General features: G+C 56.5%; 12 protein-coding genes. 1 reads left to right on the top strand and 11 read right to left on the bottom strand.

From position 1 onward, the window contains the following. Positions 1 to 302: 302 nt before the first annotated feature. The 11 genes from FGQ86_RS02625 to FGQ86_RS02580 form a co-directional block, all read right to left on the bottom strand. Entirely contained in the window at positions 303 to 710 is a 408-nt protein-coding gene (locus FGQ86_RS02625; RefSeq protein WP_033126305.1) for a DUF3842 family protein, read from the bottom strand. 244 nt (positions 711 to 954) lie between these two features. Then, on the bottom strand, positions 955 to 1,815 hold the full coding sequence (dinD, locus tag FGQ86_RS02620; RefSeq protein ID WP_033126304.1) for a DNA damage-inducible protein D: 861 nt from the start codon (positions 1,813 to 1,815) through the stop codon (positions 955 to 957). A gap of 46 nt (positions 1,816 to 1,861) precedes the next feature. Then, on the bottom strand, positions 1,862 to 2,023 hold the full coding sequence (locus FGQ86_RS16195) for a hypothetical protein (RefSeq protein ID WP_171031494.1): 162 nt from the start codon (positions 2,021 to 2,023) through the stop codon (positions 1,862 to 1,864). 57 nt (positions 2,024 to 2,080) lie between these two features. Beyond that, on the bottom strand, positions 2,081 to 2,281 hold the full coding sequence (locus FGQ86_RS02615) for a hypothetical protein (RefSeq protein ID WP_033126303.1): 201 nt from the start codon (positions 2,279 to 2,281) through the stop codon (positions 2,081 to 2,083). Positions 2,282 to 2,631: 350 nt separating this feature from the next. Next, the gene (locus tag FGQ86_RS02610) at positions 2,632 to 4,107 is read right to left on the bottom strand and encodes a trypsin-like peptidase domain-containing protein (protein ID WP_052084075.1); all 1,476 of its coding nucleotides are present in this window, start codon (positions 4,105 to 4,107) and stop codon (positions 2,632 to 2,634) included. 121 nt (positions 4,108 to 4,228) lie between these two features. Next, positions 4,229 to 8,623: an acyl-CoA dehydratase activase gene (locus FGQ86_RS02605; RefSeq protein WP_138302886.1), complete on the bottom strand. Its 4,395-nt coding sequence runs from the start codon at positions 8,621 to 8,623 to the stop codon at positions 4,229 to 4,231. A gap of 225 nt (positions 8,624 to 8,848) precedes the next feature. Next, positions 8,849 to 8,974, bottom strand: coding sequence for a hypothetical protein (locus FGQ86_RS02600; protein ID WP_081958057.1), 126 nt, complete (start codon positions 8,972 to 8,974; stop codon positions 8,849 to 8,851). A gap of 117 nt (positions 8,975 to 9,091) precedes the next feature. Next, a complete protein-coding gene (locus FGQ86_RS02595; protein ID WP_242842851.1) occupies positions 9,092 to 10,195 on the bottom strand; it encodes a uroporphyrinogen decarboxylase family protein in 1,104 nt (367 codons plus the stop codon). Next, positions 10,185 to 12,356 (bottom strand): ASKHA domain-containing protein, encoded by a 2,172-nt coding sequence (locus FGQ86_RS02590; protein ID WP_138302885.1) that lies wholly within the window; start codon positions 12,354 to 12,356, stop codon positions 10,185 to 10,187. The genes FGQ86_RS02595 and FGQ86_RS02590 overlap by 11 nt, the downstream gene beginning before the upstream one ends. Next, entirely contained in the window at positions 12,356 to 13,003 is a 648-nt protein-coding gene (locus FGQ86_RS02585; protein ID WP_033126302.1) for a corrinoid protein, read from the bottom strand. Before FGQ86_RS02585 ends, FGQ86_RS02590 begins: the two co-directional genes overlap by 1 nt. Before the next feature lie 15 nt (positions 13,004 to 13,018). Next, positions 13,019 to 14,026 (bottom strand): uroporphyrinogen decarboxylase family protein, encoded by a 1,008-nt coding sequence (locus FGQ86_RS02580; RefSeq protein WP_138302884.1) that lies wholly within the window; start codon positions 14,024 to 14,026, stop codon positions 13,019 to 13,021. 137 nt (positions 14,027 to 14,163) lie between these two features. Between FGQ86_RS02580 and FGQ86_RS02575 the strand changes: the two genes are divergently transcribed. After that, complete coding sequence (locus FGQ86_RS02575) at positions 14,164 to 15,045, top strand: helix-turn-helix transcriptional regulator (RefSeq protein WP_138302883.1); 882 nt, start codon at positions 14,164 to 14,166, stop codon at positions 15,043 to 15,045. Positions 15,046 to 15,167: the final 122 nt, after the last annotated feature.

Raw genomic sequence — 15,167 nt, 5'->3', positions numbered from 1 at the left:
CCTATTTGTTGTACCCTTTTTTATCTGTTTTCATTGAAATCTTTTTTTATCACCTCTTGACATATCACCAAATTGCTGTCTTTCTAAAAAATAGCAAAAGAAAAAGGCACCTGCCTCTCTTCTGAGTGCAGACACCTTCCTGGTATCCATTCCAAATCTGTCCCTTTTTTAATTGAATGTACTTTACACCTGTCTCACGGTCTCACAATATCCTTACGCTGGCTGCCAGAAAGCGCTTCCCGCGCTCTTTACCTTCGCGGCTTCTGCCGTCATGCTCCGGTTTCCTGCCGGATATCCTCTGTCTAGTTCATCAGCTCAGCCAGCGCTTCCACTGCGCTCTCTACTCTTTTTGCCATAGTCAGGTCTGCCACGCCCACTACCAGGTTATCGCACAGATTGACCGGGATCAGGATCCTCTTCGCCTGGCTCTGCCCGATGGACACCGCCATCCGGGGTGTGATCTCGCCAAGCATGGAGTCCGCAATCACAATTCCCACAGGTCCCATGATCACGTCTACCTTCCCGCACGCCACAGCCACGGAGTTCTCCCCTGTGGCCGCCTGGTCCGCCCCTGCTTTGAGCATGGCGTTTGTGGCAGCGCTGTTGGTCCCCACCGCCAGAACCTCCATCTCCGGATACCGGCTCTTCACAGCCGTCACAAGCTGACGTCCCAATCCGCCGCCCTGGCCATCTATAACGAGAACCTTCATACATTCACCTCCGCTGCCCTTTCGCCAGGATTTCCCTGTACTGGCATATTTCTGTAATCAAACAGTCTTTTTATAGTTTACAGAAAAGTATTTTCACTGTCAAGCAAGAAAACATCTGTTTCCATTACAGCCTCTGCTTCCGTTACAGTCCGCTTCTATTACAGTTTACCGCCGGATGGGCGCAATGGCAAATACCTGTTTGGCATACGCCGGTATAGCTGAAAGGCAGAGTACCAGTATAATTTTATTCATCAAGCATCAGTTTGCCTGCTTTTGCCTTTGCTTGCAATCGGGCGAGCTGTTCCTTTTCAACTTGCTGAATACTTTTTTCTGGCGTCGGCAAATCTTCAGGCATCGTACCACCTATTTTCTCGATAGCGCCACGAACCTCTTTTCCAACTTTATAGTGGGTAGACGTCGCTTCTTTTGCTCCTTTTATTTCATCTTTGCGCAGTTTTTCCTCTGTCTGCGATATTCTAAACAAATTTGCGATAAGTTCCGTACTTCCCATGTAATCAAGAATTTTCTGACCAACCGCCAGATTCTTTTTCTTATGAATGTCATCAACATCCATGCCTCCATACAATCCCATATACCCGGCATTTTGGAATATTGCAAATTCTTCATTCGTAATAACTCCTGCATCATGGGCTGTCTCTGCAAGAAGTTGATTCCATTGCTTAATATCACCACGCACGACCAAACGCCTTCTGTCTTCATCCAACTCATTAAAATGATCTGCAACTTCCTGGCGATATGTCTGAATAGCAAAATATGTCTGACCAAGAGCAATAACCGCCTTACGCGGATCACCATTCTGTACAATCAGGTAGCAGGCATATCGAGTAAGCTCATAATCCTTAATCGGCTTATTGGTCGCTCCCGCACTAACGATTTTCCTGACCTCAGGAAAATCGCCCTCGATAACATGACCGCTGTTTTCACAGGCAATCATAGCACGCTTAATTACTTTTTGGAAATTTTCCCATTTATTGTATTCTAACGCCGGCGCAAGTTCTCTGGCCGACCAAAATTCACTGCCATCATCTCTGATATGCTTTATGTCTTCGAATCTCTTGTATTCTTTTGCTTTCAGCTTACTCATACAAATACTATTCCTTTCGATAAAAGCTAGAAGAAATCCTCATACTTCACTTCTTTTTAAATCGTCCGGCCAGCAGGCCAAAGGCAACTCCCAGGCCAAGGCCCAGCGCCAGGTTATCCCATATAAGCCCAAAGGCTACGCCCAGACTTATTCCTACTGCCAGATAGTCATCTGTATTCTTATCCTTCTTTTTTCTGTCCTGTTCCATCCTGTCCTCCTTGTAAGTGCCTGATGCGGATAGAGAGAAATTCCAATGTACTGCCGCTCAGTCCTTCAGCTTCTCCACATCCTCCATATAGATGGAGACTTCTCCACATTCCGGGCAGATGGCAACCTTGGGTTTCCCCATTCTACCGCCAAAAAGCTTCTTCTCGTCTGAGGACAGGACTATTCCATATCCGGCTCCCTCCACCTTGATCGCACAGTCTTCCTTCATCTCGCTTCCACAACGGATACATTTTCTCATCCTGCTAAACCTCCTTCTCAAAAATTGCCTGATAACACGAGGCTCGATCTGCCTGATAGGCTCTCTATCACCTATAGTATACCATGATTTTACTTCTGACAAGGTCTGCTTGCCGGGCATGCCTCATTAATGGGAAGCCCTATATTTTTCCGTGAAAATCTTGGAAATCAAAAAACAGCCGCCACTACTGCAATAGTGACGGCTGATGCCATAAAGTATTAAGTTGGTTCATTGTCGAGGGCAGACCGCTTCTGTGGTTTTCCCTTTTCTATTTCTCTTTTTTATTATCGACATAGCATATCTGGCATCCGGTTTTAAGCTCAGCTCTGCGCCGGCAAAAGCCTTGCACCTTAGTTCTGCTGACTCTGCTGGTTCTGCTGCGCCTCGCTTGCGGAGCCGAGAGTAACGCTCACGGTCTGCTCCTTGTACTGTCCCTGATCGGATCTCTGGACTGTCACATCCACAGTCTCACCGGAAGCGTAGTACTGAAGCGTATCCTTAAGCTGTGACATGCTGCTGATGGAGCGGCCGTCAAATCCTGTGATGACGTCGCCGGCAAGGATACCCGCTTTGTCAGCAGGCCCGTCCTTGACCACCTCAGAGACAGCCACACCTGTGGGCATGCCGTACATCTGAGCTGCCTCCTGGGAGACGTCCGCCCCCTGGATGCCCATGTAGGACGCCTGGCTCTCGTCCACCTTCTCCCTGGTCGTCTGGTTCATCAGACTTTGCAGGCTCTCCTCTGCCTTGTTGATGGGGATGGCAAATCCGATGCCGTCCACTGTGGTGCCGGACTGAGTGGTGGAACTCTTTGCCTCGTTGATGCCGATGAGCTCACCGTTCATGTTCAGCAGAGCGCCGCCGCTGTTACCGGAGTTGATGGGGGCGTCTGTCTGGATCAAACCTGTGGAGTTGATGGTGTTGCCGCTGTTGTCCGTGAGCTGAAGGTCACGGTTCAGAGCGCTCACGTATCCGCTTGTCACGGACTGGCCGTAGCCAAGGGCATTTCCGATTGCCACAACCTGCTCCCCGAGAACAAGGTCATCGGAGTCACCGATGGTGGCTATCTTGATCTGGTTCATGGTGTCGCTGGAGATATCGGACAGCTTCACAGCTACCACGGCCAGGTCATTGTCCGCGTCTGTTCCCTTGATCTGTCCCTCCACTGCCGACTCATCCACAAATCCTACGGACAGGCTGTCCGCGCCTTCCACAACGTGGTTGTTGGTGGCAATGAGGAGCTCCGTGTCATTCTTTCCCACAATGACGCCGGTGCCGGCTCCCTCCACCTCATACTCCTGGGTGCCGCCGAAGAAGCTTCTCATCTCCTCTACAGACATGGTGGAGATGGTCACAAGGGAGGGCATGGCGTTCTGGGCCACTTCTGCCACAGTGCCCTTGTCCTCGGTGCTTCCGGAGTTGGACACAGTCTGTGTGTTTGTCAGGCTCTTTTGTGCGTTGTGCCGGTCATAAAGGCTTCCAGCCGCCACATTGACTCCAAAGGCGGTTCCTCCTGCCACCGTTCCGAACACAAGAGCCATGGCCACCAGGATGGCCCATCTCTTTTTCATGCTCATAGGACCTACAGGCGCTTTCTTTGGCTTTCTGGCCCTGGCCTTTTTCATTTTATGGCCTGCCGGGGCGCCGGAAGCGCTCTCCGTCTCTGTATAGTTCATCTGACCGGGAGCGCCTGCCTCCTGACCTGCCTGCTGTCCGGCGCTTTCCAGTATATTCTGCTGCTGTTCTGTCTGCCCGCCGGTCTCTTTGGTCTCCTGAGTCTCTTTGTTTTCTCCTGTATATCCTTCTGTATATTTGTCATCCATCATATTATCCTGCCTCTTTTCCTCTCCTGTAAATGGTCTTTTTTCTTTTTACAAGACTGATTATAGGCCGGTTCTGTGATGGAATTGTGAAAAACCTTTTATGTTTTTGTGTTTTTTATGATTTTTACGAAGCCTCTTCTTTGTTCTGGTTCACATTCATGACCAGCATCTGGAGGCGGTTCTCAATGTTGGCAAAGCTGACATCCGGGTCGTAGTCCAGCGGCAGGATCTGCACATCCGGGTACAGCTCCTTCAGCTTCTTGGCAATGCCGCGGCCCACCACGTGGTTGGGCAGGCAGCCGAAGGGCTGGAGGATCACAAAGGCCCTGCACCCCTTCCTGGCGTGATGAAGGATCTCTCCTGAGATCAGCACGCCCTCTCCGGCATCAAAGGTGTGGTGAATGACCTGATCGCTGTCCTTCACCATGTCCTCCATCCGCAGGGCTGGCTCGTAGAGGGGATGCTTCTTCGCGATCCGGTCTGTCATATCGTGGGCAAAGTCAAAGGCCTTGTTCGCCACATGGAACCAGATCTTCTGGATGAGGGGCCGCTTCAGATGGTACTCCCTGTTCTGGCTGTCCTGGTAAAAATAGGTCTTGCGGATCACGTCCGTCATACGGGCCTCAATGATCTCAAAGCCGTTCTTCTCCAGGTAGGCCTCGATGTCATGGTTGGCGCCGGGATGGAAGTTCAGCAGGTACTCGCCCACGATCAGCACGCCGGGCCTGGGATCGCTGCGGTCGTACTCCACCTCATTCATGATGTCGATGGCCTTCTTAAAGCCCTTTCTCGCTCCCGGCACGCCCTTTGTCTCCAGTCCTTCCACCACCGCGTCCATGGCCCGCTCAAAGGCCTCGTCCGCGCTTCCCTTCACCTTCTCATAGGGGCGGATCTTCCGCAGAAGCTCCTCCAGCACATCGATCATGGGCAGGGAGAAGGCAATCTTCAGGGAGGACGCCAGGTTCATCTTAAATCCCGGGTGCAGGTGGTGGGAGTCCGCATCGTCGTTGGTCAGGATGGGCACCTGGGGAAATCCCGCGTCGTCCAGGGCCTTCCGAAGGAGGGCGCTGTAGTGGGTCAGACGGCAGTCTCCCACATATTTTCCCATGGCGATGGCGGTGTGATCCGGGTCATATTTGCCGCTTTTGAGGGCCTCCAGAGCCTCTCCGATGACGATCTGGGCGGGGAAGCAGATGTCATTGTGGACGTACTGCTTTCCAAGCCGTATGGCTTCTCCTCTTCCGATCTCCAGGGGCACAGTCTTCACGCCCTGCCCCGCAAAGGAGGCGGCCATGATCCTGCTGAAGGCGTGGGAGGTGTTGGGCACCAGCACCACCTTGTCCGCCTTGTCCTTCTTTTCAAATTTCACCGGGTAGGGATCTGTCAGCTCCCTTGTCTCCAGCTTCTTCTTTTTCTCTCTTCCCATGGCCACTGTCTCCAGGAAGGAGCGGACACGGATGCGCAGCGGGCCCTGGATATCGCTCTCGTCCAGCTTCAGGACAAGGGGGATTTTCCCGGAGATCTCGTGCATCAGCCGGATGATCTCATCCGACAGGTAGGCGTCATGGCCGCAGCCGAAGCTCACCACCTGCACGTACTCCAGGCAGTCGCTCCGGGCTGTCAGGATAGCGGAGGAGAGCATCCTGGCGTGGAAATTGTTGACAATGTCGATCCGGCTCTTTGAGAGGTCCACGTCTTCGATTCCGGGAACGGAGTCCGCCGTCAGCACAGGGATCCCCATGGTGACGAACATTTCCGGCAGGTCATGGTTCACAAGAGCGTCGTTCTGGTAGGGCCTTGAGGCCAGGACAACGGCAAATTTCCCTTTCTCCTTCACCTTCTCGATAATGGCAGCCCCCTGCCTTTTCAGCTCAGCCCGGAAGCTCTCCTGGGCCTGGTCTGCGGCCTCCATGGCCTTCCTCGTCTCCTCCTCCGGTATCTGGTAGTGATCCTTCATATAGATGGTGAGCTGCCGGTCCCTGTCCTCCCTTGAGGGCCAGTGGAACAAAGGCTCGTCAAAGGGGATGCCGAACTGCTTTTCCGGGTTGTCGGAATTCTTCACCACAATGGGGTAGCCCTTCACCACAGCGCACATGGACTCGCTCGTCTTCTCCCGGTTCTCGGTGGGAATGGTGGTGATGGCGGGCATGAAGATCCGGTCCACCTTCTTCGCCGCCAGGTTCCGGATATGCCCGTGTACCAGCTTTGCAGGGAAGCACACTGTGTCCGAGGTGACGGCTGAGAGACCGGACTCGTACATTTTCCGGGTGCTCATGTCGGAGAGCTGCACCTGGAAGCCCAGGGCTTTAAAGAAGGTGCTCCAGAAGGGCATGAACTCCCAGTTGGACAGCACTCTCGGAAGTCCGATGGTGATACCTCTCTTCACCGCCGGCTCCGGGTAGGGGTAGTCCTTGAAGAGAAGCTCCTCCCTCCTTCGGTACATGTTGGGCACCCGGTTCACCCTCTGGGTTTTCTCCTTGAGCTGCTTTCTGGCCTGGGCATCCCCCGGCTTTCCAAGCACCTCGCCCCGCTCGCACCGGTTGTTGGTCACCCAGGAATTGCCGTTTGAGAAGGTGACAATGGTCCTGCGGCAGTGGTTGGTGCAAAAAGGACAGGGTGAGTTGGACTCCTGGGTGTAGGAAAAGTCGTCCAGGCTGTCCAGAGCGATGAAGGTATGCTTTTCGGGCTCCCTCTCATGCCGCTCCTTTGCGATGAGGGCTACGCCCACAGCGCCCATCAGCCCCGGATAGGGGGCCCGCACTACCTGGCGACCGGTGTACTCCTCCATGGCCCGCACCACCGCATCGTTCTCAAAGGTGCCTCCCTGGACCACGATCTTATCTCCCAGAGAGTCCAGATTGGAAATGCGGATCACCTTGGTAAATACATTCTCTATGATGGAACGGCACAGTCCCGCCATAATGTCCTCCGGCAGGCGGCCGTTTCTCTGCTCCGTGATAATGCTGCTGTTCATAAAGACCGTGCAGCGGCTTCCCAGCTTTGCCGGATGCCTGGAGGCAAAGGCGGCCTCCGCGATCTGCTTTGCCGGGATATGCAGGGAGGCGGCAAAATTTTCCAGGAAGGAGCCGCAGCCCGAAGAGCAGGCCTCGTTCACCAGGATGTTGGTGATGATGCCGTCGTCCAGCCAGATGGCCTTCATGTCCTGTCCGCCGATGTCCAGGATGAAGGTGGCGTCCTTGACATATTTTTCCGCCGCCCGGGCGTGGGCCACAGTCTCCACCGTGTGATACTCCGCCTGGAAGGCCTTGGCAAAGAGCTGCTCCCCGTAGCCGGTGGTGCCCACTGCCAGTATGTTGAGTTCAATATTGTCCTTCCTGTAGCGGTCCCGCATCTCGATCATAGCCTTCTTGGCCACCAGCAGCGGCTCCCCCTCGTTGGGGGCGTAGAAGGAGTCCAGGATCTCCTCATTTTCATCCATCAGCACAAACTTGGTGGTGGTGCTGCCGGAGTCGATACCCAGGTACACGTTCACCTTCTGTCCCGGCCGGGGATGCTTCCACTGGCGGGAGGCCTTGGCGTGCCGCTTCTCAAAGGCCTTCCTCTCCTCCTCAGAGGCAAAGAAGGGCTTTGCCTCCTGCTCCTCACCTGTCTTTTCCTTAAAGGAGGGGCTCTTCAGCACAGCCAGCAGCTCCTCCGGGTCGGAAATCTTTTTCCTGTTCTCAAACATGGTCTCCAGGGAGATAGCCGCCCCGTAGGCCACCATCAGCTCCGGCCGCTCGGGGATGATCACATCCTCCTGGGGCAGCTTCAGTCTTTTGGCAAAGACCTGTATGAGGGCCGGGTTGAATGTCAGCGGGCCGCCCTCAAAGGCCACCGGCTTTTTGATCTCCAGCCCCTGGGCCAGTCCGCCGATGGTCTGCTTGGCGATGGCGTGGAAGGAGGAGAGGGCCAGGTCAGACTTCGCCACTCCCTGGTTCAGAAGGGGCTGGATGTCTGTCTTGGCGTAGACCCCGCACCGCCCGGAAATGTCGTATGTAAATCCCCCCTGCTCCGCGAGAGCGTTCAGCTTCTCCACCGGCACTTTTAATATAGAAGCAACCTCATCGATAAAGGCGCCGGTACCCCCCGCACAGCTTCCGTTCATCCTCATGTCCGCCACGTTCAGGTCGCCGGTCTTCTCGTCCTTTTTAAAGAAGATAATTTTGGCATCCTGCCCTCCCAGCTCAATGGCTGTGCGGACAGAGGGGTATTTCTTTCGAAGCGCCAGCGCGTTGGCCGCCACCTCCTGTATAAAAGGCACCTTCAGCTTCTCCGCGATGGGCTTGGCCCCGGACCCTGTCAGGGCCAGGCGGATCTTTACGCCCCGGAATTTCTCCCGGAAGCTCTCCAGTGCGTGTATGATACTCTGTACCTGATTGGCGTGATGTCTCCTGTAATCCGAGTAGATTACCTGCCCGTCCTCCGGGTTCACAGCCGCGATCTTTGTAGTGGTAGACCCCACGTCAATCCCGGCAAAAAGCGTCTGCCCGGGCCGGATTTCTGTCTGTTCCTGCTCCATACATATTCCCCGCTTTCTCTTTTGTCTTTCTTATTGTCATCTTTGTGATTTTGGACATTTTTAGGGCGGCTGCCGCGTACATAATAGGTACGCTGCGCAGCCGCCGGAATATCTCATCCAGATATGTTTTTTCCAATGTGGTTTTGAAAAACCACTCATAAAGCTTTGACTAACTCTTTATGAAAGAGTTTATATCACAAAGCAGGGAAGATGTCAACGGTTTCTTCACTCTCTCTCCGCCATCTCCAGGTAGATGCGGCAGTTCTGGTGGCTGTTGTCCAGCTCCAGGGCCCTCCGGAAGGCCCGGCGGGCCTCCTCCTTTCTCCCGTAGCCGAGGCAGGCAAGCCCCATCAGATAGTGGCAGTGGACCTGATTAGCTACATTGTCCGGGGCTGCTGTCCTTGCAAAGCAGCAGCCTTAAGACTGTCCAGGGGCCCTGACGGGTCCTTGTCCTTTTTGTTTTCCCTTCTATTTTTTCCGGTACTCCCGGCAGGCCTCCACGTAGGCCAGGATGTTGGCCCAGGGCACCTCCGGCTCCAGCAGATGGGTGGGAGCCACCATCAGTCCGCCCTTGGGCCCGGCGATGTCCAGGTTGCCCCACACATTTTCCTTCACCTCCTCCGGCGTCCCAAAGGGCATGACCGTCTGGGTGCCGATGGTGCCGTGGAAGGAGATCTGATCCCCGTACTTCTCGTAAATGTACTTAAACTCCATGCACTCCGCCTGGATGGGATTGAGCACATCGATGCCCGCGTCAATGAGATCCTGGATAAATGGCTCAATGTAGCCGCAGGAGTGGTAGATGACGATGATGTCCGGCCGCACCGCCTTCACCTTTGAGATGAGCCGCTTAAGCCGGGGGCAGATCCACTGCGTGTACATCTCCTCGCTCATCATAATGCTGTGCTGCATGCCGATGTCATCTCCCAGGTAGAGGATGTCCACCCCTGCCTTGGCGTAGATCAGGGCGCGATCTGTGGACATTTTCTCCACCATGTCAAAGACCGCCTCCGCCATCTCCTCATCGCTGAGCATATCCATCATGAGATTTTCCATGCCCCGGATGTACCAGGAGGTCTCCCAGATGGTACACTGCATGTTGCCCACTGAGGCAAGCCCTCTCTCGTGCAGGCCTTTGACCCGGTCCTTTACCCAGGCATTTTTCTCCTCCGTGTAGACGGGGATGGGATAGCTCTCGATCTCCTCCACATCCTCCGCGTCCTCCAGCGGGTGGAGCATCTTTGTCATGTGCATGGAGGTGGGGCTGGACTCGTGGCCTACCCCCCACTCGTCAATCTCCATATTGTCCTTGACCTCATCGTAGTAGGGGTAGAACCGGGTCACATCCGTATCCTCCGGGATCAGGTCCCCCACGCGCCGCCAGGGCATCTCAAAATAGTCCATGTAGTCAGAGCCCGGCCCGCCGATCTCCTCCTGGAAGCTCTTCTCCAGGCTAGGGCAGAGCATGAACTCCACCGGCACCGTCTCATAGCCTTCTCTTCTCAGCAAATGAAGCAGATTTTCTCTGGGCGTCATTTTCCTCACCTTTCCTTCTTCTCTTTTATTCTTCATCTTCCCCAAAGTACATGTATTCCATATAAAATCTCTGAAAATCCTTGTTCGCGGAGAGGGGAACCTCCCGGACATACCCTGCGAGCCGGTCCGCGGTCTCCCCGCCCTTCTCCTCTCTCAGCCAACGCAGCGCCCCCGCGAGGGATGTATTTCCCGCCGGATCGGCTTTTCCCACAGCCTCCTCCGGCAGAAGGCCAATGCCCGCCGCCTTCTCCATGTCAAGCTGGCATCCAAAGCCTCCGGCGATGCAGAAGGCGTCCACATCCTCCGCCCGGATGCCGTACGCTATGAGCAGGGTCTCAAGGCCGGCCCGCACCGCCGCCTTGGCCAGCTGAAGCTCCCGGATGTCCTCCTGAAAGATCCGGATCCTGCCCGCCTCGTCCAGCGGAAACCCTTCCTCGTCCCAGGGCTCCTCCAGCCGTCCTGTCTCGTCCAGGACGCCGGCCCGCCTCATCTCGTACGCAGTCTCGATGATCCCGGTGCCGCAGATGCCGGCAGGACTCTCCCCGCCGATGGTCCGAAGCTCCATCTGCCGTCCGTTCCACCTGACGCCGCAGATGGCTCCCGGTATGCTGCCTGTACCGCAGGTAATGTTTCCCCCCTCAAAGGCAGGGCCCGCCGCAGCGGAGGCGGCCAGTATCCGGTCCCTGTTTCCCACCGCCATCTCCCCGTTGGTGCCCAGATCCACCAGAATCCGGATCCTCTCCGTCTCGTGGAATCCCAGGGCGTAGAGTCCGGCTGTGATATCGCCCCCGATGTAGGCGGAGACTCCCGGGAAAATGTGCACCGCGAACTCTCCTGTCTCATCGCCCAGCACCTCCCGGCTGTCTCCATCCACGGAAGAAATGTCATAGGGCTCAAAGGGCCAGACTCCCAGGGAGCTGCAGGGGTATCCCATGAGCAGGTGGACCATGGTAGTGTTGGCCCCAATGACCATCTGCCTGATACGAGCCTCTCCCTTTTCTGTCAGAGCGTCAAGGCCTTCCCGAAGGGCCTCCCGGATACAGGCCTGCATCTGAGATCCCTTCCCCTCCCCCGCCGCCTGGATTCGGGCGATCACATCGGCCCCGTACCGGCGCTGGGGGTTGAGGGCCGTGTAGCTGCCCTCAATCCGCCCTGTCGCAGGATCCACCAGCTCCATAGCCAGGGTGGTGGTCCCGATGTCCACCGCCACCGCCTTTCCGACTGCCCTCTTTTCCTCCTCCGGGCTTTCTGCTCCCCGACGTCCATGATCCCGGCTCATCCGGCTCTCCGGTATATAAAATCCATCCTCGCCGGGCCCCTCCAGGCAGATCCGGCAGTCTCCCTCCGGGATGGCGCGGCAGGCAAGGCGCAGCCCCGCCTCCAGCTCCTCCTCCGAGAAGAACCGCCTGTCCGCCTCTGTCACTGGCATCTGCCCCTCCAGGATCCGGATCCGGCACTTTCCGCAGGTCCCTCTGCCGCCGCAGGGGGAGGCCAGAGGGATGCCCCACTCTCCCAGAGTCTCCAGGATGCTCTTTCCTCTCTCCACATGGCCTTTCACCTGCCTGCTCTCCTGCCCGCCCTTTTCCCGGGCCTCCACTGTGAGAACAACAGGACGCCCCCGGCGCATCCGGCAGGAGGTGTTGGAACAGCCGCTGCAGTCGTGCTCCCAGAAAAACTGATCCCTCTCATCGCTTAGCAGGAACACCTGGCAGGCGCTTTTCACCGGGCGGTACATCAGCCCCTCTGTGATCTCCATACCGTACTGGCCGGCTCCGGTGACATGAAAGGCCTTTCTCTGGAGCTCCATGGGGGCGTCCTGGGGCGCCTCCAGCCGCCTGGCAATGCCCTTTCCCCGCCGCCTGCAGAGACGAAGCACCTCCTCCCGGAGCTGCCGGTCCATCTGGAAGAGGCAGACATCCGCCAGGGCATCTGCCAGCATAGCCCGGACGCAGTCTCCCTCCTTGAAAAGCTGCCCGGACCAGTCGCTTAAGTCCGCCCCCACGGTAGTGATGACATAGAGGGCTTCCTCCTCGTCTCCAAATCCCAGAAAAGCCGCCGGATCCAGCCTTCTTCGGGCCTCCGGCAGCATTTCCTCCAGCTCTTCCTCCAGCATCTTTTGAAGGCCGCTCTTTTCCCCGTCCAGCAGGCGGCAGACCTCCTCCTTTGAGATGTGGATATGAAAATCTGTGTACCGCATTACGCGCTCTTCTTTTCCATGACAGCGGACCGGGCCGTCTCCGCCGCGGAGGCGGCGTCCGGCGTGTAGTAGTCCGCCCCGATCTGGCTGGCAAACTCGTCTGTCACAGGGGCGCCGCCAATCATGACAATGTATTTGTCCCGCAGGCCTCTCTCCTTCAGCCTGTCAATGCAGGACTGCATCTGGCACATGGTGGTGCTCAGAAGAGCGGACATGCCGATGACATCTGCGTGCATCTCCTCCGCCTTGTCGATGAAGGCGTCTGAGCTCACGTCCACGCCCAGGTCGCAGACCTCAAAGCCAGCCCCCTTGAACATCATACAGACCAGATTTTTGCCGATATCGTGGAGATCCCCCTGGACTGTCCCGATGACAGCCCGGCCCACGGGCTCGTTGCCCACCTCCACAAGCCTGGGCTCCAGGATGGAGAGCCCGGCGTTCATGGCCCGGGCTGCCACCAGCACCTCCGGCACGAACACCTCGTTGTTCTTGAATTTTCCGCCAATGACCATCATGCCCGACAGAAGGCCCTCGTTTAAGATCTCCTTGGGATTTATGCCCTCGTCCAGGGCCTGCTGTACCAGGGCCTTCACCTTCTTTGCCTTCCCCTTCTGCAAAAGCTCCGACATTTCCTGTAAAAGTTCCATTTTCCTTCTCCTCCTTTATTTCCCGTAAAACGCCTGCGCGCTGTCAAAAAACGCCTGCAGATTGGCAAGGGGCGTCACCGGGGGGATATCGCAGCCGCTGGAGAGCAGGAAATTGGGATACCTGCCGCACCTCTCCATAAGCTCTGTCACAGCTTTTTCCACCGTCTCCGGCGTGCCGCTCCTGAGCACGCCCACCGGGTCGATGTTGCCCATAACGATCCGGTCTTCCGGCATCTCCTTCAGCACTCTTGCCATGTCCACCGCGTTACCGAAGCTGTACCCGTCGGCGGGTATATCCGCGATGTCCCCAAGAAGCGGCTCCACCATGCCGCAGTTGTGGTAAATGAGGGCAAGACCCGCCTCCCGGGCCGCCTGGCAGATCCGCTTCACATAGGGAACGGAGAACTCCCGGAAAAGCCCCGGGGAGAGAAGTCCCGCCGCCGGCTCGGCCATGACGATGCCGTCGGCTCCCGCCTCCTTAAAGGCCCTGGCGTAGTCGCAGAGAAAGCCTGTCACCTTCTCCAGCACGGTCTCCACTATCTCGGGCTCCTCGTAGCACAGGATCATGATCTCCGTCATATCCAGAAGCCGCCCCGCCAGGGAGTAGGGTCCGATCATCCCCGCCAGGACAGGCCGATCCTTCACCTGTCCGGCCACCTGCCGGATCCCGGCCAGGCACTCCCCTGTTCTTCCAGCTCCCACCAGGGGCACCTGCAGGGCATCCGCCTCCTCTTCCTCCTGGATGATGGCCGCCGTCACCGTAGGCACCTCCTGGCTGCTGTAGCGCACCGGGCTGCCGAAGGCCTCCGCCTCCACCGACAGATCCATCAGCCCCAGCACGGCTGCCATGTCAAATCTGTCCGCAATGGCCTCCATGCACTCGGCCTGGAGCCGTCCGCTCCTCACCGTCTCCTCCACTGTGTTTCCTGTGATCTGGATCCCCGGAAAGGAGAGCACCGGAAGAGGCCTTTTCTCTCCGGGGCTCACCATGTCCCGCATCCATTTTTCCATGTCAAAATCCATCTCTGTCTGCCGCTCCTTTTCCTTTTTGTCGTTATTTACATTTTATCCGCCGGATGGTATGATTTACATGTCTGTTATGGTAGAAAAAATGTCATATCTGGTAAATGATATTCGACAGATGAGAGGAGGACTTTCCCATGCTGCAGATCCCGGAAAAGCTTTTTGTCACCAGATCCGTTCACCGGACCCTGGGACTGGATCCCAACAACTCCATACTGAGCTGCGGGTTTATCCACCACACCCGCCACCTGCCCCAGAACGAAAATCTGGTCTTCAAATATTACGGCGCCCTCCTTCTCCTGAGCGGGGAGGGCACCTATCTGGACAAAGACGGAAAAAGCACCCGGATCTATCCCGGATGCTTCGTTCAGCGTCTTCCCTATATCAAACATTCCACCATCACAAAGGAGGACGGGAAATGGCTGGAGTTTTTTGTCTGCTTTGGATATGAGACCTACCGGTCCCTGCGGCACATGGGCCTCCTCCTGGATCAGCCGGTGCTCTCCCCTGGTCTCTCCCAGTCTCTTCTGGACCGGTGCCTTCTGCTCTACGACCACCTGGAGCACTCCACACAGGAACAGCTCCCCTACCTTCTCCTGGAGGCGCAGCAGCTCGTCTTCGGCATCTATGACATGCACAGGAGGCAGAGCCTGCGTCCCTCCGTGCGCACCCTCCTGTACGAGGCCAGGGATCTTCTCGGAAGCGGCCAGATCCCGGACGACAGCTGCCGGGGCACAGCGGAATACCTGGGCCTTGGCTACGAGAATTTCCGCAAGCTCTTCCGCCAGGAATTCCACATGCCGCCCCACACCTACCTCATCCAGAAGCGGCTGAACAGCGCCAAGGAGCTGCTCCTGCAGGACAGCCTGTCCATCCAGGAGATCGCCGCCCGGACCGGCTACCCGGACAGCTTCTCCTTCTCCAAGCAGTTTAAAAAGTACACCACCCTGACCCCCCGCCAGTTCCGGGCCCTCCACCAGGTGCCCGGGGCGGACAGGGGAAGCGCCCGGCAGACTTGACCCTTCTGTTCCTTATCTCCCGTCCGGTTTTCAATCTTGCACAAACCTTTCTGAAAATCTGATGTTTTTTTCAGTCTTTTTACTCTTGCTTTTGCAACCCGGGGTGCTATAATCAGAATTGA

This window comes from Clostridium sp. BSD2780061688st1 H5, assembly GCF_005845155.1.
Taxonomy (GTDB): Bacteria; Bacillota; Clostridia; order Lachnospirales; family Lachnospiraceae; genus Claveliimonas; species Claveliimonas intestinigallinarum.
Note: the sequence above shows the minus strand (reverse complement) of the source record. Positions and strands in the feature narration are given on the sequence as shown.